Raw genomic sequence first — 17,780 nt, 5'->3', positions numbered from 1 at the left:
GATTTTTGATTGAAACTATTCAAGCCGACCGCAGTCCCCTGACTTTCTTCAGAATATCATCCGAAAGTGCCGCCACGAGCGCCTGATCGGCCCCCTTTCGCGGCACCAGTACGAATTCGACATCCTCTAGCACCGGCAGCCTGGCCGGCGCGATTTCCTTCAGCCCCGAAGGCGCCATGCTGCGCGGCTGCACGAGCACCCCCATGCCGGCACGCGCCGCGGCCGTGAGCCCGCTCAAACTGCCGCAGGTGCAGACGATGCGCCAGGCCACGCCGTGCCGGCCGAGCGCTTCCAGCGCAATGGCGCGCGTCACACTCGGCGGCGGGAAAGCGATCAAGGGCAGTGGGCCTGATGCGAGCACATGCTCCGGATCCCGCGCCAGCCACACCAGCGGCTCCCGGTAGACGAGCTTTCCGTGCTCATCACCGAGCCTTCGCTTGGCAAGCACGAGATCGATCGCTCCTGCATCCTGCATTTCATAGAGCACACCGGAAAGCGCCACCGTCAGTTCCAAATCGACAGAAGGATGCGATCGCACGAAATCTTCCAGCACCGCCGGTAGCTGGCTCGTCACGAAATCCTCGGAAACGCCGAGCCGCAGGCGTCCGCGCAGGCTGCCGCTCTTGAACAGCGATTGCACGTGCCCCTCGATCGACAGCATCGCCCGCGCATGCGACAGCAAGGTCTCACCATCACCGGTCAGCACGACCTTGTGCGTATCGCGCTCCAGCAACCGGCGCCCGAGGGAAGTTTCCAGCCTTTGGATATGCTGGCTGACCGTAGATTGCCCGAGGCCCAGCCTCTCGGCGGCCAGCGTGAAGCTACCCATCTGCTCGACGGTGACGAAACTGCGTAGCTGTGAGAGGTCCAGCATGAGGAGAATCCAGATTCGCGATAACTGTTATTCCTTGCATCCTGGATCATAATGAGCGACAAAACAATGACTCATTTATCTCAGCGAGACCGCCATGCGCCGCTTCTTACCCGACACATTCACGATCCTGCTCGTCTGCACCGTCATCCTCGCCTCGATCTTCCCAGCAAGCGGCACCTTTGCCGGCTGGTTCGGTGTGGCGACTGATTTCGCCATTGCGCTGCTGTTCTTCCTGCACGGCGCGCGACTCTCTCGTGATGTTGTCATCGCTGGCCTGCTACACTGGCGGCTGCATCTCGTCATTCTGTTGACCACCTTCGGCCTCTTCCCGATCCTCGGCCTGGCGATAGGCTTCATCCCGGATTCGATCCTGCCGCAGCCGCTTTATCTTGGCATCCTCTTCCTCTGCGTGCTGCCGTCGACCGTGCAGTCCTCGATCGCCTTCACCTCAATGGCGGGTGGCAATGTGCCGGCAGCGATCTGCTCTGCTTCGGCTTCCAATATTTTCGGCATGTTCCTGACGCCGCTGCTCGTCGGCTTGCTCTTTTCGGTCGGCGGCCACGGCGGCTTCTCCTTCGACGCGCTCGAACAGATCCTGCTCCAACTCCTCGCCCCCTTCGTCGTCGGCCAGATCCTGCAGCCCTGGATCGGCGCATGGATCCGCTCCAAGAAGAAAATCCTGATGCCGGTCGACCGCGGCTCCATCCTGATGGTCGTCTACCTGGCTTTCTCCACGGCCGTCGTCGAAGGCTTGTGGCACACCTTCTCGATCGGCGACATCGCCGCCGTCATCATCGCCGACATGGTGCTACTGGCGCTCGTTCTCGTTATCACCATGTATGGCAGCCGCTGGCTGGGCTTCAACAGGGCCGATGAGATCACCATCACCTTCTGCGGGTCGAAGAAGAGCCTCGCAAGCGGCGTTCCGATGGCAAACGTCATCTTCGCCGGCCAGTCGATCGGCGCAATCGTCCTGCCGCTGATGCTCTTCCATCAGATCCAGTTGATGGTCTGCGCCGTCATCGCCCAGAAATATGCCGCCGCCGCAGCCCGCCGGGCCACCGAAAAGCAGCTTGAAGAAGCGGCAAGCCCAGCCTGATTGAACAGAATGACCGCAAACAAAAACGGCGCCCGCGAGGGCGCCGTTTCCGTCTGATCCGTCAAAGCGGATTAGTTGTTGACGACCTGTGCTTCGATCGCCTTCGGAGCCTCGACCGGCTCGGCAGCAATAGCGATCTTGCGGGGCTTAAGAGCCTCCGGGATGCTGCGCAGAAGGTCGATGTGCAGGAGGCCGTTCTTCAGCGAAGCGGCAGTCACTTCGACATGGTCGGCAAGCTGGAAGCGGCGCTCGAAGGCGCGCTTTGCGATGCCACGATATAGGAACTCGCTGCCATCAGCATTTTCTTCGCGCTTTTCACCTTTCACGATGAGCGCGTGGGCATGCGATTCGATGGAGAGTTCGGTTTCGTCGAAGCCGGCAACGGCCATGGTGATACGGTAGGTGTTCTCACCGGTCCGCTCGATGTTGTACGGCGGATAGCTCGGAACCTGCTCCGGCTGGGAGAGGCTGTCGAGCATGGTAAAGAGCCGGTCGAAACCGACGGTGGAACGATAAAGGGGAGAGAAGTCTACGTGACGCATGATGTCCTCCTAGGGAAGCGACGTGTTGCGATATCATGCCCCTGAAACCCCGTTCTTGGCGGCTTCGGGACGGTTGCGCGGACCCTTCTGGCGTCCGCAAAGTTCAGATGGGTATGGCTTTCTGAGACTTCAAGCCCCTTTTCAAAGCACCCGTAATGGCTGCGTGAACCCCGCATGAACGGCAGGTTCGGCGAAGGTTCAGGCGCCGCTGTCTAGAGATAGAGGCATCGGGTGACACTGGCCCGAAGGCTGAAGTGTATCGTCCCTTCTTCTTCAGCCTAAATTCGGCCGGCCAAGAGCTCCCTCAGCTCCGCCGGCCTTTTTTCTTCAGGCGTAAAGCTCTGCAAGCTGATCCTGCGTCGCATCCAGCCTATCAGCCGCGGCATCCTGATGGCTCAGCATGAGAGCGCTGACGATGCGCGACAGCGCAGCTAAATCACTGCTTGAAAATATCGACAAAGGACTGCTGTCCTCTTTGCCGCCGCTGTTTGAAGGCGGCACCTCGGCAACGATGGAACCGCCGCCCGGCAGCTTCGTGCTGATCGTGAAACCCTCCGCCGGAAAGGCGTCGCGATTGTCAACGATCATCTGCTCGAGCGCAAGGAACTGGCCGTTTTCCGGCGAAATGTCGGCATTCTGCGGCATTGCCATGACGGCAGCATATTCCCGCGCGAAAGCTGCCTGCGACTTCGAATTGTCGCTGAGCAGTTTCATGATCGCCGGATGCACATCCGGCGGATCGATATCGAGATAGTCCGACTGCAAATAATCGAGAATGGACTCCGGCCGCTGCGGACCGGTTGATTGGTGGACGCCGGAATTGACAGGCCCGACGGAAGAAACCGAACTCATGGCCAGCCTCCCGGCGCCCCAATCTTCAGTCATGAACGTGCGGATAACCGGCCTCATGCCGGGACAAATCTTTCGTTCGCACTAACCATAGCGTGTCTCCGCTTTCGCGAAGCTTGCCGTATAGAAAAATCTCAATGTATTATACTTCGCTTATATTAAACCACAATTTCGTCATTGATTTTCCCGGCCCCTGCGCTATCCCCTAGTATATCTCTCACGCGAAGAAACATTCTGCCTATGGAACAGGTTCTTTACTCGACCCCAGACAATCCGGCGCCAGAGAACCGGACCGAAGGTTTTTTCGAGACCTACGACGGCCATAGGTTGCGTTATGCCGTCTTCCGGTCGCAGACACCGGTCGCTCATGGAACAGTGGTCCTCCTGCACGGGCGCAGCGAATATATCGAAAAGTATTTCGAGACGATCCGCGATCTCACCGCCAAGGGCCTCTGGGTCGCGACTTTCGATCTGCGCGGCCAGGGTGGCTCGCCCCGGCTGCTCAAGAAGCGCAATCATGGCCACATCCGTCGCTTTTCCGATTACGAGCGCGATCTCGATGCCTTCCTCGAAAAGGTCGTGCTCCCGGATACCCGCCTGCCCTTCTATATGCTTGCTCATTCCACAGGCGCGCTGATTGCGCTTTCCGCCGCGCCCTATCTCTCGACGCGTATCGAGCGCATGGTGCTCTCTGCCCCTTTCCTCGGCCTCATCGGCCAGGCCGCCTCCCAAGGCGTCATCCGCACGGTGTCAGGCGCGCTCTGTGCTGTTGGCCTCGGCGGGATGCCGCTCGGCAAGATGAAGGAGCTGCAATTCCTTGATAACCCACTCACATCGGACGAAACGCGCTTCGAGCGCAATGCGGCTATAGCAAAAGCCCACCCGGAGCTTGCGCTGGGAGCGCCGACCGCGCGCTGGATGTATGAATGCATGAAGGCGATCGACCGGGTGACCCAGCCCTATCATCTCTTTTCGATCACCATTCCCTCTGTCGTCATCGCCCCGACACGCGACGGGCTGGTGCCTTATACGGTGCAGGAGAAGCTTTCGCGTTATTTCCGCGCCGGTCAACTCGTACCGATCAACGGCGCCCGCCACGAAATATTCCAGGAAAGGGATATGTATCGCACCGCCGCACTTGCCGCCTTCCACGCCTTCATTCCCGGCAGCGACGCCGAAGCGACGGATGACGTGACGGCAATCGGCGTCTGAACTTAAAAACCCGTCGCGATCTACAGGGTTCGCGCGCCACGCTTTAAGTTCTTATTTTAAGCATGTCGTTGTCGCAAAACCGCTGCACACTTTTGCACGATAGGCTCTAGCGCTGCAGGATGGCGATCGCCTCTTCGTAGACCGCCCTGCTGCCGGCAGCGATAATGGAGCCGCCGTTTTCCGGCCGTCCGCCGTCCCAGGTGGTCATGATGCCGCCGGCGCCCTCGATGACAGGAATGATCCCACCGACATCATAGGGTTTGAGGCTGTTCTCGATCACGAGATCGACATGGCCTGCCGCCAGCAGCGCATAGGCATAACAGTCACAGCCATAACGGAAGAGCCGCACCTGACTTTCGATCTCGCGATATTTCTCCATCTCCTCGCCGACGAAGAGATGCGGCGAGGTCGTGAAGAGGATGGCATTGGAAAGAGCGCCGCAGTCACGCACCTGCAGCCGGCGTTCGCCCTCAGGCCCGCTATAGGTCGAACCGTTTTCGTCGCCGAAGTAACGCTCGCCGGTGAAAGGCTGTTCGATCATGCCGGCAACCGCCCGGCCATTCTTCTGCAGGCCGATCAGCGTACCCCAGACCGGAACGCCGGAAATGAAGGCGCGCGTACCGTCGATCGGGTCGATCACCCAAACATGCTCGCGGTTGAGGCCGACATTGCCATGTTCTTCGCCCAGAATACCGTGCTCCGGGAAATGCGCTTCGATCAGCGCACGGATGGCTGTCTCCGCCGCCCTGTCGCCTTCAGTGACCGGATCGAAGCCGGACGACAGCTTGTTGGTGACATTGGTGCCCGAGCGAAAACGCGGCAGGGTTTCCGCCTTGGCAGCTTCGGCGAGACGGTTGAAGAACGAACGGTCAGGAAGCATGGAGAAATCCACATAGCTGGCGGGAAATGGCGTTTTTCATAGCGAAAAACCGGCGGAATGCAAACACAACAGGCAATTTCCGATTAGCTGCCTAAATATTTTGCATCGCAATATATTGCTTGACAATTGTGCAATGCAGCAGTAGTTTCTTACCTACAGTCTTCTGACTGTAAATACCCTCCTTGGGTGTTTCCTCCCTAGACTTAGCCGCGCTGACAAAGCGCGGTTTTTTTTGACCTGAAGGCAGAAATCACTCGGCCGCAAGCGCCCGGTCGCCGGAGAATTTCTCGACATACTCAGCCATCTGCCGCATGAACGACGTGACGGCGGTTGCAACGATGTCGAAATCGGGCCGCTTCTCCAGCGTGACCTCATCGACGTAGATCGAACGGTTGACCTCGATCTGCAGCGCATGCAGCCCGCGTGACGGGCGGCCATAATGTTCGGTGATGAAGCCACCGGCATAGGGCTTGTTGCGGATCGCTGCAAAACCCATTTCCTCGAGGATGCCGATTGCCGTACGCGAAAGCTCTGCCGAAGCGCTGGTGCCGTAACGATCGCCGATGATGAAATCGGGCCGCGCATTGCTGCCTGCAACGCGCACGTTGCCCGGCATGGAATGGCAGTCGATCAGGACGCCGAAGCCAAACTGTACATGGGTGCGTGCAATCAGCCGCCGCAACGTCGAGTGATAGGGCTTGTAGACGCTTTCGACACGTTCCAGCCCCTCCTGAACGGGCAGCCGGCGCGCATAGATTTCCATGTTCTCAGCCACGATGCGCGGAATGGTGCCAAGTCCACCGGCAACTCTCAGCGAGTTGATATTCGCATAGGGCGGCAACAGCCCGTCGAACATGCGCGGATCGAGCTCATAAGGCTCACGGTTGACGTCCAGGTAGGCGCGCGGGAAATTCGCAAGGAGGAGTGGCGCACCGAGGTCCACGGCTGCGCCGAACAGCTCATCGACATAATGGTCTTCGGACCGGCGTATCGAGATACCTTCCAGCCGCGACTGCGCGATGAATTCCGGTGGATAAATGCGACCGCTATGAGGGGAGTTGTAGACGAAAGGAATGGTCTGCGACACGGGCTCATGCACTTCAAAAAGCTCGTATTCGCGTATTTCCGGCACTTTCTGCCCTCTTTACCATGTCATCAAGTGGCTGTGACGACTATGTTGCCAGTTGCCTGCCCTTAAGTCCATACTACATAGAAGGGATGGCGGTCGTGGCTAGGGCGATTTCACCGGTTGTTTACCGGGCGAAGTTTAGTGTAGACGGCTGGTATCCTAGAAAAACATCAGTGATCAGCGGTCCGGATTAATGACTCAGAAGATACTTCTCGCCGAAGACGACAATGACATGCGCCGCTTCCTCGTGAAGGCGCTCGAAAAGGCCGGATACAAGGTCCTTTCCTACGACAACGGCGCTAGCGCTTATGACCGCCTGCGTGAGGAGCCCTTCTCCCTGCTGCTGACCGATATCGTCATGCCGGAAATGGATGGCATCGAGCTGGCGCGCCGTGCGACCGAACTCGATCCTGACCTGAAGGTCATGTTCATCACCGGCTTCGCAGCCGTTGCACTGAACCCTGATTCGAAGGCTCCGAAGGATGCAAAGGTCCTTTCCAAGCCTTTCCACCTGCGCGATCTCGTTGACGAGGTCAACAAGATGCTTGCCGCATAAGGCTTCTTGGCGGCTCGTCACAAAACTTCAAAAAAGCCTATTGACGGCTCCGGAGGTTTTGTGATCTATGCGCCGCCATCGGATGGGCGTGTAGCTCAGCGGGAGAGCACTACGTTGACATCGTAGGGGTCACAGGTTCAATCCCTGTCACGCCCACCATCCTAATTCGCTGAAAAGCAAAGGCCTTTCGAGAAATCGAAAGGCCTTTTTAGTTTCCGGTTTTAAGTTGCCGGATTCGCATTCCAGGCCAAGCCACCTGTACCGGCTCGTCTCAAATCTTATCCGAAGGGATCGAAACCAAATTCGGACACAGAGCCATGCCATGCGCGATAATAGAGCCCGAGGCGTTGATTCGCCTCGTCAGGACATGGGGTTCGAATCGAAATGAAATTATCCGCGCTTGCCATCGCCGCCTTCTCCACCCTCGCTTTTGCAGCTGCAGCGCAGGCCGACGACAATTTTCCGGGCGCGCCCGGCGTCATTGCCCTTGGTGGCAAGTGTCAGAAGCTCGTCGTTGCCAAGTTCGATGCCACGAAGGGCTGCAAGGGAGAGCTGGCAAGCGTGACGCTCGTCAACGGCACCGTGACCTTCATCTTCACCTCTGATGGCAAGCTGCTGGGCTTCCAGGGCGATGGGAAGGGCATCAAGCCCGCGTCCAATGGGAATGCCCGCCTGCCGCTCAGCCTCGTCACCACGGGCGTTGGAAATAAGATGACAGGTGAGGTGAAGGTTGCCGGCTCGTGCACCTTCGGCAATCCTTATTCCGGTAAGCCGACTGCCATCGAATGCACGGCCGAAAGCAAGGATTCGGCCTTCACCGGCAGCTTCCGCACCAGCGGCAAGGCGCCAGCACGGAAATAACACGCGAAAATAAGCGATCGTCAGACCGGGGGCCTCAAGCGCACCAGGAACCGCCGGCAGATCCCGGCTTCCTGGCCAGGCCCTCATTGATAAGCCGCGTGCCGAAAGAGCGCCCGTCGCGCGAAATGACACGCGGCGCACCCCGGTCATCAGCCTTGCCGACAGCATTCATGTTGAACGGACCGGCATTCAGCAGCGCAAGCAAACGCGATTTGGCAGCAAAGGCAATCTTCCGTTCGTCTTCGCAGCGTGCACGGTCCACGTCCGGGCTGACCATATCGGCGATGACGATCTTCTCGCCCTTATACCAGAAGGTACCTGCGTCACCGACGCAATTGATATGCTCACCCTGCCCGCAATATCCGAAAGCCGCCTTGGCGGTTTCCGACGAGGATGGGGTAGCAGGAGAAATAGAGGCCGGCACGATCTTTGCCGCCGGCACCGGAGCCGAGGGGATCGCTGCAGGTGGTACTGGATCGTTTGTCTGGCGTGGCTTGACAGCAGGAGCCGCAACGGCAACCTGCTTCGGCGCTTCCTTGGATGTCTGAGGTTTGCCTTCAGCCGCCTCACTGATGACGGCGGCAGGTGCCTTGCCAAGCATCGGGCGGATGCTCTTCCAATTGTCATAGGCGGCAATGGCGCCCACCGCCGCGATGCCTATCACCATCCAAGGCATCGCGCCGCTGGAGGACGCACTGCTCTTCCTTTTTGCCGGCGCCTTGCGGCGGCGTGTCGCTGTCTTGGCCATCGATCCGATTCCCTTGAATGGGCCGGATTATCGCTGTCCAATCCTTTCGGAAAGGTTGGCAAGATATGGCCGTGGGTCGCTTTCCCAGACCAGAACTCGTCGGAAAAGAAAACGCCCGGCGCGTGGCCGGGCGTCTCATTCAAATTCTGCCCTGTGTTCAGCAGCCTTGCGCTGCCGAGGTTGCAGCAGCGGGCCTTGCGGTTTGCCCGCTTGACTGCGCGGATGGCGTCTCACGCTTGCCTATATCGAGCCGGCGTTCGGCCGCCTCGCGCACGGCCTGCCACTCATATTCGTGCTGGATGAAGATATCCCGCGGCACAAGATTGATCGTCATTCGTATTTCACCTGTCTTATCGGTTGCGAAACTGGTTTTCAGCGCACAGGCTTTGCGACGTTGGCATCGTCGCTCTTGATATCAAGCCCGCCCTTGGAAAGGTCGCTGCCGGTCATATGCGCCGGCACATGAATGTCGTGGATCGCGCCCGGGGTCAGCGTCAGGTCCACCTGGTGCGGGGGCAGAACCTGCGCCCTCTGCATGCGATTGGGTTTCGCCCGCTTCATACGGTCCGACGCTTCCGTGCGCTTGTCGGGAACATGGGTCGAATTATGCATCGTCGCCCTCCTTCAAGAGTATCTGAGATGTTTCATCGGCTCAGCTAGGACGGAACGGGTGAGCGCCAGTATGGTTCCAAAGAAATCGATAACCTTGCCCGTCCGTGCATCTTGACTGGCGCAGCAACATGACTACCTAGTGGAGCACCCGCCGCCTCATCCAGACATCGGCTGCGGGGGAACCCTGGTGCCGGGCCCCTCTGGCGAGAGTTTTTACGGCGCTCTCGTGATGTCGGTACCGCCTGCAAATTAGCCGGCGGATTTTTCATCGATGAAAAAGCTCACCATGCCGATAGCGCATGCCCTATGTGGTATGCGTTTTTCTGTTTTCACCCCATCTTCAGAAACGGTTTGCGGCTGCGAGGTGCAGCCATGAACCAGCTTCAATCCCCCAAATCCTCGCTCGGCTATTTCCGCTGGGCCTTCATCGTCACCGCACTCGGCCTGGCACTCGGCGCATTTCTCGGCTGGCAGTCAACTGGCACGCTGGGTGGCATGGCCACTGTTTTCTTCATCTGCACGGTACTGGCTGTGCTGGAGATCTCGCTCTCCTTCGACAACGCCATTGTCAATGCCAATAAGCTGAAAGAAATGACCCCTGTCTGGCAGCATCGCTTCCTGACCTGGGGTATCGTTATTGCCGTCTTTGGCATGCGTATCGTCTTTCCGCTGGCAATCGTCGCCATCGCGGCAAAGATCGGCCCGTGGGAAGCGCTCGTGCTTGCCGCGCGTGAACCTGCCGAATATGCCCGCATCATGAATGATGCGCATCTGCCGATCGCAGCCTTCGGCGGCACCTTCCTGATGATGGTTGGCCTCAGCTACTTCTTCAACCATGAGAAGGAAGTCCACTGGATCGGCGCGCTGGAGCGGCTGATGGCGCGTTCGGCTACCATCAAGGGTATCGAGATCGCCTTCGTGCTCCTGCTGATCCTGCTGTTTTCCTATCTCCTCGAAGGCGAAGACGCGACCACCTTCGTCTACTGCGCCATCTACGGTCTTGTGACCTTCCTAGTGGTAGAAGTCATCGGCGGCCTTCTCGATGCATCGCAGCGCGCGATGAGCGAGGCGGCAAAGGGTGGCCTCGGCGCCTTCATCTATCTGGAAGTGCTGGATGCCAGCTTCTCCTTCGACGGCGTCATCGGCGCCTTCGCACTGACGCAGAACCTCTTCGTTATCGCCATCGGCCTGGGCATCGGCGCAATGTATGTGCGCTCCATGACGATCATGCTGGTAGAAAAGGGAACGCTCGCCGAATACCGCTATCTGGAACACGGCGCCTTCTATGCCATCCTGATCCTCTCGGTGATCATGTATGTGCAGACCTTGACGCACATTCCCGAGGTCATCACCGGCCTTGGCGGCGCGGCCCTGATCGGCATCTCGCTCTGGTCCTCGATCCGCTACAACAGGCAAGAACGGCAGAAAGAAGCTGATGTCCCCGAGCGGGAGCGCCTGCACGCCTGATAGTCAAAAAGCCGCGGCGGTCTGGCGCTGGGGCTCGCATATCCAAAAACAAAGCCCGCGACCAACGGTTGCGGGCTTATTCATTCAATAGATGATCTGACACTCAATCTACGCATTCGGCACGTATTACCGGATGACACGGCCAAAGCTTACCGGATCGATACCGAGTTCCTGCAGGTCACGTGCACGCGGCTTGCGGCCACCTTCGACAGCGGCGCTGACTGCGTTTGCGGCACCGAGCGCTGCAATGGCGCGGGCCAGGAAACCATTATGGATCGACTTTCTGAAAGCGGACATCTTCTTTTCCTCTCGCTCTTTGTTTGACCCTTCCTAGGTGGGGAAATCCGGATGCACCTACAACGCGCAAGAAATCACCGCTGCTATGCAAGAAGCGCATATTTCTTTCGCCGGCAAACGAAAAAGGCACCAGGAACCTTACAAGAAACTCTTATTTATCCCTTTAATTTCAATAGAATAAATAGAAGGAACCATAGGGTTTTGACTGAAAGAAATTGTCAAATGACAAGAGAAAAGGCCGGCCATGTCGCCATGGCCGGCCTGAATTAGGGGTCAGGGTCGTCTTTTTTGTTTTAGTCTTCATTTGCCGCAAGCTGAGAGAGAACCTGGCCGCGGCCACGCAATCTCAGGATCAGCGGAATGAGGAAGGCGGCAGCCGCAACGATCAGCAGGCCACAGGCGATCGGCGACATGACAAGCGTGGTCACGTCACCCTGGCTGATCGAGAGCGCTCGGCGAAGCTGCTGCTCGGCCAGCGGCCCGAGGATGAGGCCGACGACAGTAGGCGCGATCGGATAGCCGAAGATCCGCATGATATAACCGAGCACGCCGAAACCGAGCAGCATGCCGAGCTCGAAGACCGAAGGGTTGGCCCCGATAGTGCCGAGCGTGGCAAACAGCAAGATGCCAGCATAGAGCCACGGCTTTGGAACCGTCAGCAAGCGAACCCAGAGACCGATCATCGGCAGGTTCAGGACCAGGAGCATCGCATTGGCGATGAGCAGGCTGGCTATGAGACCCCAGACGAGCTGCGGGTTGGTCGCAAACAGCAGCGGACCCGGCTGCAGGCCGTATTGCTGGAAGCCGGCCAGCATGATCGCCGCTGTCGCTGACGTCGGCAGGCCAAGCGTCAGCAGCGGCACCAGCGTGCCGGCGGCCGATGCATTGTTGGCAGCCTCGGGACCGGCAACGCCTTCGATGGCGCCATGGCCGAATTCCTCGGGGTTCTTCGACAGGCGCTTTTCCGTGGCGTAGGAGAGGAACGTGCCGATTTCGGCGCCGCCCGCCGGCATCGCGCCAATGGGGAAGCCGATGATCGTGCCACGCAGCCACGGCTTCCAGGAGCGTGCCCAGTCCTGCTTGTTCATCCAGAGCGAGCCACGAACCGCTTCCACCTTGTCCTCGCCGCGCTTTCCTTGAGCGGCGATGTAGAGCGTCTCGCCAATGGCGAACATGGCAACAGCCAGCGTCGTCACCTCGATACCGTCGAGCAGGTCGGGTATGCCGAAGGAAAGGCGCGCCTGGCCCGTCTGCTGGTCGATCCCGACCATGGCGAGCGCAAAGCCGATGAAGAGCGAAGTGAGGCCACGCAACGCCGAATCCCCGAAGGCCGAAGAGACGGTCACGAATGCCAGCACCATAAGTGCGAAATATTCGCGGGGACCGAAGATCAACGCCAGTTTCACGATATAGGGGGCGACGAAAGCAAGTCCGAGCGTGGCGATGAGACCGGCGACGAACGAGCCGATGGCCGCTGTCGCCAATGCCGGTCCGCCGCGACCTGCACGCGCCATCTTGTTGCCCTCGAGCGCGGTGACGATCGAAGCGCTTTCACCCGGCGTATTCAAAAGGATCGACGTGGTCGAACCGCCATACATGCCGCCGTAGTAGATGCCGGCAAACATGATGAGCGAGCCGCCCGGATCGAGCTTGTAGGTGGCGGGCAAGAGCAGCGCGACCGTCAGTGCCGGGCCGATGCCCGGCAGTACGCCAACCGCGGTGCCAAGGGTCACGCCGATGAAGGCGTAGAGCAGGTTGATCGGCTGCGCAGCAACCAGAATGCCCTGCCATAGGAATTCGAATGTGCTCATGGTTTTATCCCAAGCGGCGGCTCCTGAGGGGGCACAGGACCGTCCGCGCAAAAACTAGAGAACTGAAAGCGCCCGGCGCGAGGCGAGCGCTATCAGAAGAACAGATGTTCGAGCGGCCCGGCTGGCAACGTGAGCTGCAGGAGCTGCGAGAAGATAGCCCAGACGATGAAGCTCATGATGATGCCGATCGGCAGCGAGAACCAGATCTGGCGCTTGCCGAAACCACGCGCGGTCAGCGCAAAGAGCACGCCCGTCGCAATCGAGAAACCGGCGATGCGCAGAAGCAGCATCTGCCCGGCAAGACCTGCGACGATCCAGATGACCGGTGCCACTTCCTGATGCTCGCGTTCCGGAAAATCGCCGCGCCAGGCTTCGATCACCGTCCAGATGCCAAGACAGAAGAGGCCGAGAGCGACGACTTTCGGCACCGTCGACGGGCCGATGCGGTCATATTGCGCAATCGTCTTCAGATGCGAGGCATCCCAGAACACCACGACAGCGACGACAATGAGGAAGACGGCAATGACCAGCGCCGCCCAATCAGGGCGGCGCTTCGTTGCCGATGAGATATCGGCTTCGCTCATTGAACGAGACCGATGTCTTTGAGAATGCCTTCGGTGGCCGAGACATCCTTTTCGAGCTGTGCCTTGAACTCGTCACCTGCGAGATAGGTGTCGGCCCAGCCCTTGGTCTTCAGGGTTTCCTGCCAGGCAGCAGACTTGTGGAGCTTGTCGAAGTCTGCTGCAATCGAGGCGACTTCTTCATCGGTCAGGCCCGGGGCGGCAGCGACCATGCGCCAGTTCTGGATGGAAACGTCGGTACCGGCTTCCTTGAAGGTCGGCGCATCGACGCCGGCGATGCGGGCATCGCTGGAAACGCCGAGCAGACGCAGCGTGCCGGCCTTGACCTGCAATTCGAACTCGCTGTAGCTCGAAATGCCGGCCGTGACCTGGCCACCGAGGATAGCGGCGAGTGCTTCGCCGCCGCCAGAGAAGGCGACATAGTTGATCTTTGTCGGATCGACACCGGAAGCCTTGGCGATCAGGCCGACGGCGATGTGGTCCGTGCCGCCGGCAGAACCGCCGCCCCAGGAAACGGCGCCGGGATCAGCCTTCAGCTTGGTGACGAGATCGGCGAGCGTCTTGATGTCGGATGCGGCCGGAACGACGATGGCTTCGTATTCGCCGGTCAGGCGGGCAATCGGGGTGACGTCCTTCAGCGTGACGACGGACTTGTTGGTCAGCAGTGCGCCGACCATGACGTAGCCGCCGACGATGAGAGCGTTCGGATTGCCGGCACTCTGGCTGCTGAACTGGGCAAGACCGATAGAGCCGCCGGCGCCCGGTACGTTCTGAACCTGGACGCTTTTGGAGATACCTTCCTGCTGCAGCACCGTCTGCAGCGAGCGGGCCGTCTGGTCCCAGCCGCCGCCGGGCGCTGCCGGAGCGATGATGGTGTAATCAGCCGCATAGGCCGGCAGCGCAATGGCCGCTGCTAAAAGGGTTGCGATGAAAGTGTGCTTCACGATGTGTCCTCCGTGCTGCGGCTGAGCGGACCGCCTGTGCTATTTTTGAAAATGAGGAGAGATCACCGATCGGTGGACGCAATTGTCCTGATAGCGAGCGGAAGTCCTCCCGGAAAAATCTTCAACTCTCCGCCTCCACGGAGAGGAAGTGGCCCAAGCCATCATATGAAGCTGTCATTTAGCTGACATCGGCGGGATATCCAGTGCGGCAAGACACTTTTTTGCCGTAATTCGACTACCTTCCCGCGAAATGCGACTGGACTAGTACATTGTCAGTACTGGACGCTCTCAGGAACTTGGCCGATACTCGGCCGCGGAGGGCGATCCGATGGCAAATGGCGGTTACAACCAGTTTTGTCCGGTTTCCAAGGCGTGCGAGCTGCTCGAGCCGCGATGGACCTTGCTGCTGCTCTGCGAAATGTGGTCCGGCTCCACACGTTTCAACGAGATCCGGCGCGGCGTACCGGGAATGTCACCGACCCTCATGGCAAAGCGGCTGCGCGAGATGGAGGCAAACGGCCTCGTCACCCGCTCGGAAAACCGCATCACGGGCGAGATCGTCTATCGGACGACCGAGATTGCCAACGAGCTTGAGCCCATCGTGCATGCGCTCGGCACCTGGGCGCATCGCAATATCGACGCCAACGTAACCCTCGAAAAACTCGATGCCCGCATTCTGATGTGGAACATGCGCCGCAAGGTCAATGCCGCCGCCCTGCCCTTGCGCAAGCGTAGCGTCATCCAGTTCACCTATCCCGAATTGCCGCGCGACGAACGGCACTACTGGCTCGTGGCGCGGCTAGGCACGCCCGTGGACCTCTGCCTCACTGATCCCGGTTACGATGTCGATCTCTTCGTCACCGCCGATTTGAAGGCGATGACCTCTGCCTGGATGGGCCATTCCAGCCTCGATACCGAGATCGCCAGGGAACGCATCTCCTTCATCGGCGACATGTCGCTCGCCACAAGCATCGGAAACTGGATGGTGCGCAGCTCCTACGCCGCCTGATCCATTTTCTGTATCGGTTCCAGTCCATTTTCTACACTAGGCCGATTGCCCATCCCGAGGCACTATCCTCCTGCAGGCGGACCCTGGGGCACTCCAAGAGACTGGTTGAACGCTGCGCTTATATCTGGATATCAAAAACCGGCGGGCGACCGCGGCTCTGGCCTTCGCTTGCCGATATGAGAGGAGACATGCCATGCAAACCATAGCGAATGCCGTGACACAGCCCACACCCGACCTCGCCGCCTTGAAATCGCGCCAGCAGGCCGCCTGGGCCTCCGGCGATTATTCCGTCATCGGCGCACGGCTACAGATCGTCGGCGAAAGCCTCTGCGAGGCGCTAGACTTACGCTCCGGCGAAAAAGTCCTCGATATCGCCGCCGGCAACGGCAATGCGACGCTTGCCGCTGCGCGGCGTTGGGCCGAGGTGACCTCGACCGACTACGTGCCGGAGCTTCTGGAGCGCGGCCGCGAACGGGCGATGGCAAACGGGCTGGCGGTGGAGTTCCAGCAGGCCGATGCCGAGGCCCTGCCCTTCAAGGACGCGAGCTTCGATGTCGTCGTTTCCACCTTCGGCGTCATGTTCACGCCGGATCAGGACAAGGCGGCAAAGGAAATGCTACGCGTCTGCCGGCCAGGCGGGCGCATCGGCATGGCGAACTGGACGCCCGAAAGTTTCATCGGCCAGGTCTTCAAGACGATAGGCCAGCATATTCCGCCCATGCCTGGCGTCAGGTCGCCGGCGTTGTGGGGCACGAAGGCAAGGCTGGAAGAAATCTTCGGCGGCCAGGACAGCATCGAGGCGACGTCGCGTATGTATAATTTCCGCTACCGCTCACCCGCCCACTGGCTGGAAGTGTTCCGCACCTGGTACGGCCCTGTCCACAAGGCCTTCGAAGCTCTGCCGGAACCGGGCAAGGCGGCTCTCGAAGAGGATTTCCTTGCGCTCATCGCCCGCTTCAACCGCGCCAAGGACGGCACCATGGTCGTGCCGGCTGAATATCTGGAAGTGGTGATACGCAAAGGCTGACCGTAGCTGCCGTCACGGCATAAATGCGAAAGGGCGAGGTTCGCTAGCAGCAACCTCGCCCTTTATATTCTTGAGTTAGAGCTCGGACCATTCCTGCCGAATGGATCAGCGCTTAGTCATCGAGAACATGTGATTTATTTTGGTCAGCCCACAGGTTTTCTATTGGGCAAGCGAAGTTTTTACTGCGTCCGCAGCACCTCATTCCAGTGCGCAATCAGCCGAGCCCGCTTCACCTGATCGAGATAGACCATCAGACCGGGGCTGACAGGCACCGGACGCAACTGTGCGCCGAGCAGTTCCTGTAACGTATTGGCGGTATTCTCGCCCGCCACTTCCGGGCTGACGGCCGGGATCTGCAACTCGCGGGCCATGATCGTCTGACCTTCCTTCGACATGAAGAAGGCAAGGTAGCGCCGCCCGAGTTCCGGCTCGGCGGCAGCCTGCGGCACCAGGCCGATGCGCGACATCACGACCGTATAGTCCTTCGGCAACACGATGCCGACGCCAGGATGACGCGAGGCCCAGTCGGCCGCATAAGAGCCGAGGATATTGTAGCCGAGCACGAAGCGCCCATCGGCCACCCGCTCGAGGATTGCCGAACTCGTGGAGTAGAGCTTCACGCCGGCTGCCCCCATCGCCCCGATCACCGACCAGATATCGCCGAACTGTTCCTGATCGCGCGCCATAAACAAAAAGCCCACGCCGGAACGTTCAATATCATAGGTCCCGATCCGCCCATAAACCTCATTGCCCTTGCGTTTCAAATAGTCGACGAATTCCGCCCGCGAGCTCGGCACCGATTCATGAACAAAGCTCGGCTTGTGATAGACGAAGACGGCAGGTTCGAAGGTCAGCGCATAGGCGGTGTTGCGCCAGTTCGCCCATTTCGGCCATTGGGCGCTCATCGGCAGGTTGCTCACCTGCGCATAGCCGTCGTTCGAAAGCTTCACCTGCAGGTCCATCGCAGAGGAGAAGGCGAAGTCCGCCGTTTTGTAACCGGCATCCGTCTCCTTGACGATGCGGTCGTAAATATCCCCCGTCAGCATGTCCTCGTATTTGACCGCCACGTCCGGATTGGCCTCCTGAAAGCCGCGGATCATCGGCTGCGCCAAGGGCTCGTCGAGCGAGGAATACACTGTCAGCACCGGCGCATCGGTATTGCCCGACTTCGCCGGATAAAAAACCTGATCCGCTGCCGCAAAGCCGGGCACCAGACACAGGAACAGAATGAAAAGGCTCCTCATAGCGCAAGAATGCCCGAGCCGCACAAGCCAGACAAGGG

The 17,780-nt window shown here is 59.4% G+C and carries 19 protein-coding genes, 1 tRNA gene and 1 pseudogene; 8 read left to right on the top strand and 13 right to left on the bottom strand.

Features of this window, described 5'->3' with window-relative positions; all coding sequences use genetic code 11:
* Positions 1-19: 19 nt before the first annotated feature.
* Positions 20-874: a LysR family transcriptional regulator gene (locus ACR9ZQ_RS29010; protein ID WP_481429195.1), complete on the bottom strand. Its 855-nt coding sequence runs from the start codon at positions 872-874 to the stop codon at positions 20-22.
* Positions 875-925: 51 nt separating this feature from the next.
* Here ACR9ZQ_RS29010 and ACR9ZQ_RS29005 point away from each other — a divergent pair.
* A pseudogene (locus ACR9ZQ_RS29005) lies at positions 926-1,973 on the top strand (bile acid:sodium symporter family protein).
* A gap of 71 nt (positions 1,974-2,044) precedes the next feature.
* On the opposite strand, the gene ACR9ZQ_RS29000 reads toward ACR9ZQ_RS29005, so the two are convergent.
* On the bottom strand, positions 2,045-2,515 hold the full coding sequence (locus tag ACR9ZQ_RS29000; RefSeq protein WP_007822816.1) for an Hsp20 family protein: 471 nt from the start codon (positions 2,513-2,515) through the stop codon (positions 2,045-2,047).
* Between the two features lie 327 nt (positions 2,516-2,842).
* Complete coding sequence (locus ACR9ZQ_RS28995) at positions 2,843-3,367, bottom strand: hypothetical protein (RefSeq protein ID WP_481429194.1); 525 nt, start codon at positions 3,365-3,367, stop codon at positions 2,843-2,845.
* Between the two features lie 237 nt (positions 3,368-3,604).
* Between ACR9ZQ_RS28995 and ACR9ZQ_RS28990 the strand changes: the two genes are divergently transcribed.
* Positions 3,605-4,576 (top strand): alpha/beta fold hydrolase, encoded by a 972-nt coding sequence (locus ACR9ZQ_RS28990; protein WP_481429193.1) that lies wholly within the window; start codon positions 3,605-3,607, stop codon positions 4,574-4,576.
* A gap of 106 nt (positions 4,577-4,682) precedes the next feature.
* On the opposite strand, the gene hisN is transcribed toward ACR9ZQ_RS28990, so the two are convergent.
* The gene (hisN, locus tag ACR9ZQ_RS28985; protein WP_481429192.1) at positions 4,683-5,456 is read right to left on the bottom strand and encodes a histidinol-phosphatase; all 774 of its coding nucleotides are present in this window, start codon (positions 5,454-5,456) and stop codon (positions 4,683-4,685) included.
* Between the two features lie 250 nt (positions 5,457-5,706).
* Positions 5,707-6,588 (bottom strand): N-formylglutamate amidohydrolase, encoded by an 882-nt coding sequence (locus ACR9ZQ_RS28980; RefSeq protein ID WP_481429191.1) that lies wholly within the window; start codon positions 6,586-6,588, stop codon positions 5,707-5,709.
* Between the two features lie 190 nt (positions 6,589-6,778).
* Here ACR9ZQ_RS28980 and cpdR1 point away from each other — a divergent pair, with 190 nt between their 5' ends.
* The 3 genes from cpdR1 to ACR9ZQ_RS28965 all read left to right on the top strand — a co-directional run bounded on the left by cpdR1 (position 6,779) and on the right by ACR9ZQ_RS28965 (position 8,002).
* Positions 6,779-7,141 (top strand): response regulator CpdR1, encoded by a 363-nt coding sequence (gene cpdR1, locus ACR9ZQ_RS28975; protein ID WP_003542883.1) that lies wholly within the window; start codon positions 6,779-6,781, stop codon positions 7,139-7,141.
* 84 nt (positions 7,142-7,225) lie between these two features.
* Positions 7,226-7,300, top strand: a tRNA-Val gene (locus ACR9ZQ_RS28970).
* 225 nt (positions 7,301-7,525) lie between these two features.
* Positions 7,526-8,002, top strand: a complete 477-nt coding sequence (locus ACR9ZQ_RS28965) for a hypothetical protein (protein WP_007822806.1) — start codon at positions 7,526-7,528, stop codon at positions 8,000-8,002.
* 34 nt (positions 8,003-8,036) lie between these two features.
* On the opposite strand, the gene ACR9ZQ_RS28960 is transcribed toward ACR9ZQ_RS28965, so the two are convergent.
* The 3 genes from ACR9ZQ_RS28960 to ACR9ZQ_RS28950 form a co-directional block, all read right to left on the bottom strand.
* On the bottom strand, positions 8,037-8,750 hold the full coding sequence (locus ACR9ZQ_RS28960) for a hypothetical protein (RefSeq protein ID WP_310383650.1): 714 nt from the start codon (positions 8,748-8,750) through the stop codon (positions 8,037-8,039).
* Between the two features lie 157 nt (positions 8,751-8,907).
* Positions 8,908-9,084: a hypothetical protein gene (locus ACR9ZQ_RS28955; protein WP_310383652.1), complete on the bottom strand. Its 177-nt coding sequence runs from the start codon at positions 9,082-9,084 to the stop codon at positions 8,908-8,910.
* A 38-nt stretch (positions 9,085-9,122) separates the two neighbouring features.
* Positions 9,123-9,362, bottom strand: a complete 240-nt coding sequence (locus ACR9ZQ_RS28950; protein ID WP_037103557.1) for a hypothetical protein — start codon at positions 9,360-9,362, stop codon at positions 9,123-9,125.
* A gap of 372 nt (positions 9,363-9,734) precedes the next feature.
* Here ACR9ZQ_RS28950 and ACR9ZQ_RS28945 point away from each other — a divergent pair, with 372 nt between their 5' ends.
* Positions 9,735-10,829: a DUF475 domain-containing protein gene (locus ACR9ZQ_RS28945; RefSeq protein WP_481429190.1), complete on the top strand. Its 1,095-nt coding sequence runs from the start codon at positions 9,735-9,737 to the stop codon at positions 10,827-10,829.
* A gap of 126 nt (positions 10,830-10,955) precedes the next feature.
* On the opposite strand, the gene ACR9ZQ_RS28940 is transcribed toward ACR9ZQ_RS28945, so the two are convergent.
* From ACR9ZQ_RS28940 to ACR9ZQ_RS28925, 4 genes are all read right to left on the bottom strand, one after another.
* Positions 10,956-11,126, bottom strand: coding sequence for a hypothetical protein (locus ACR9ZQ_RS28940; RefSeq protein ID WP_439016566.1), 171 nt, complete (start codon positions 11,124-11,126; stop codon positions 10,956-10,958).
* Between the two features lie 293 nt (positions 11,127-11,419).
* Positions 11,420-12,937 (bottom strand): tripartite tricarboxylate transporter permease, encoded by a 1,518-nt coding sequence (locus ACR9ZQ_RS28935; protein ID WP_310383657.1) that lies wholly within the window; start codon positions 12,935-12,937, stop codon positions 11,420-11,422.
* Positions 12,938-13,029: 92 nt separating this feature from the next.
* Entirely contained in the window at positions 13,030-13,521 is a 492-nt protein-coding gene (locus tag ACR9ZQ_RS28930; RefSeq protein WP_481429189.1) for a tripartite tricarboxylate transporter TctB family protein, read from the bottom strand.
* Positions 13,518-14,462: a Bug family tripartite tricarboxylate transporter substrate binding protein gene (locus tag ACR9ZQ_RS28925; RefSeq protein ID WP_481429188.1), complete on the bottom strand. Its 945-nt coding sequence runs from the start codon at positions 14,460-14,462 to the stop codon at positions 13,518-13,520. Before ACR9ZQ_RS28925 ends, ACR9ZQ_RS28930 begins: the two co-directional genes overlap by 4 nt.
* A gap of 328 nt (positions 14,463-14,790) precedes the next feature.
* Between ACR9ZQ_RS28925 and ACR9ZQ_RS28920 the strand changes: the two genes are divergently transcribed.
* Positions 14,791-15,471, top strand: a complete 681-nt coding sequence (locus tag ACR9ZQ_RS28920; RefSeq protein ID WP_310383662.1) for a winged helix-turn-helix transcriptional regulator — start codon at positions 14,791-14,793, stop codon at positions 15,469-15,471.
* A gap of 193 nt (positions 15,472-15,664) precedes the next feature.
* Positions 15,665-16,498: a class I SAM-dependent methyltransferase gene (locus tag ACR9ZQ_RS28915; RefSeq protein ID WP_481429187.1), complete on the top strand. Its 834-nt coding sequence runs from the start codon at positions 15,665-15,667 to the stop codon at positions 16,496-16,498.
* A gap of 179 nt (positions 16,499-16,677) precedes the next feature.
* On the opposite strand, the gene ACR9ZQ_RS28910 is transcribed toward ACR9ZQ_RS28915, so the two are convergent.
* Positions 16,678-17,742, bottom strand: a complete 1,065-nt coding sequence (locus ACR9ZQ_RS28910) for an ABC transporter substrate-binding protein (RefSeq protein WP_481429186.1) — start codon at positions 17,740-17,742, stop codon at positions 16,678-16,680.
* Between the last annotated feature and the right edge of the window lie 38 nt (positions 17,743-17,780).

It is taken from the genome of Rhizobium sp. KNZ14-9A (genome assembly GCF_056755015.1).
The sequence above is the reverse complement of the archived record's forward strand: the minus strand, read 5'-3'. Positions and strand labels throughout refer to the sequence as shown.

Excerpts from the sequence above, each read along its gene's own strand:
- ACR9ZQ_RS28995 (WP_481429194.1), bottom strand. The coding sequence starts at position 3,367 with ATGAGTTCGGTTTCTTCCGTCGGGCCTGTCAATTCCGGCGTCCACCAA.
- ACR9ZQ_RS29000 (WP_007822816.1), bottom strand. The coding sequence starts at position 2,515 with ATGCGTCACGTAGACTTCTCTCCCCTTTATCGTTCCACCGTCGGTTTC.
- ACR9ZQ_RS28945 (WP_481429190.1), top strand. The coding sequence starts at position 9,735 with ATGAACCAGCTTCAATCCCCCAAATCCTCGCTCGGCTATTTCCGCTGG.
- ACR9ZQ_RS28965 (WP_007822806.1), top strand. The coding sequence starts at position 7,526 with ATGAAATTATCCGCGCTTGCCATCGCCGCCTTCTCCACCCTCGCTTTT.
- ACR9ZQ_RS29010 (WP_481429195.1), bottom strand. The coding sequence starts at position 874 with ATGCTGGACCTCTCACAGCTACGCAGTTTCGTCACCGTCGAGCAGATG.
- ACR9ZQ_RS28960 (WP_310383650.1), bottom strand. The coding sequence starts at position 8,750 with ATGGCCAAGACAGCGACACGCCGCCGCAAGGCGCCGGCAAAAAGGAAG.
- ACR9ZQ_RS28915 (WP_481429187.1), top strand. The coding sequence starts at position 15,665 with ATGCAAACCATAGCGAATGCCGTGACACAGCCCACACCCGACCTCGCC.
- ACR9ZQ_RS28955 (WP_310383652.1), bottom strand. The coding sequence starts at position 9,084 with ATGACGATCAATCTTGTGCCGCGGGATATCTTCATCCAGCACGAATAT.
- ACR9ZQ_RS28950 (WP_037103557.1), bottom strand. The coding sequence starts at position 9,362 with ATGCATAATTCGACCCATGTTCCCGACAAGCGCACGGAAGCGTCGGAC.
- cpdR1 (WP_003542883.1), top strand. The coding sequence starts at position 6,779 with ATGACTCAGAAGATACTTCTCGCCGAAGACGACAATGACATGCGCCGC.
- ACR9ZQ_RS28910 (WP_481429186.1), bottom strand. The coding sequence starts at position 17,742 with ATGAGGAGCCTTTTCATTCTGTTCCTGTGTCTGGTGCCCGGCTTTGCG.
- ACR9ZQ_RS28990 (WP_481429193.1), top strand. The coding sequence starts at position 3,605 with ATGGAACAGGTTCTTTACTCGACCCCAGACAATCCGGCGCCAGAGAAC.
- ACR9ZQ_RS28920 (WP_310383662.1), top strand. The coding sequence starts at position 14,791 with ATGGCAAATGGCGGTTACAACCAGTTTTGTCCGGTTTCCAAGGCGTGC.
- hisN (WP_481429192.1), bottom strand. The coding sequence starts at position 5,456 with ATGCTTCCTGACCGTTCGTTCTTCAACCGTCTCGCCGAAGCTGCCAAG.
- ACR9ZQ_RS28930 (WP_481429189.1), bottom strand. The coding sequence starts at position 13,521 with ATGAGCGAAGCCGATATCTCATCGGCAACGAAGCGCCGCCCTGATTGG.
- ACR9ZQ_RS28940 (WP_439016566.1), bottom strand. The coding sequence starts at position 11,126 with ATGTCCGCTTTCAGAAAGTCGATCCATAATGGTTTCCTGGCCCGCGCC.
- ACR9ZQ_RS28935 (WP_310383657.1), bottom strand. The coding sequence starts at position 12,937 with ATGAGCACATTCGAATTCCTATGGCAGGGCATTCTGGTTGCTGCGCAG.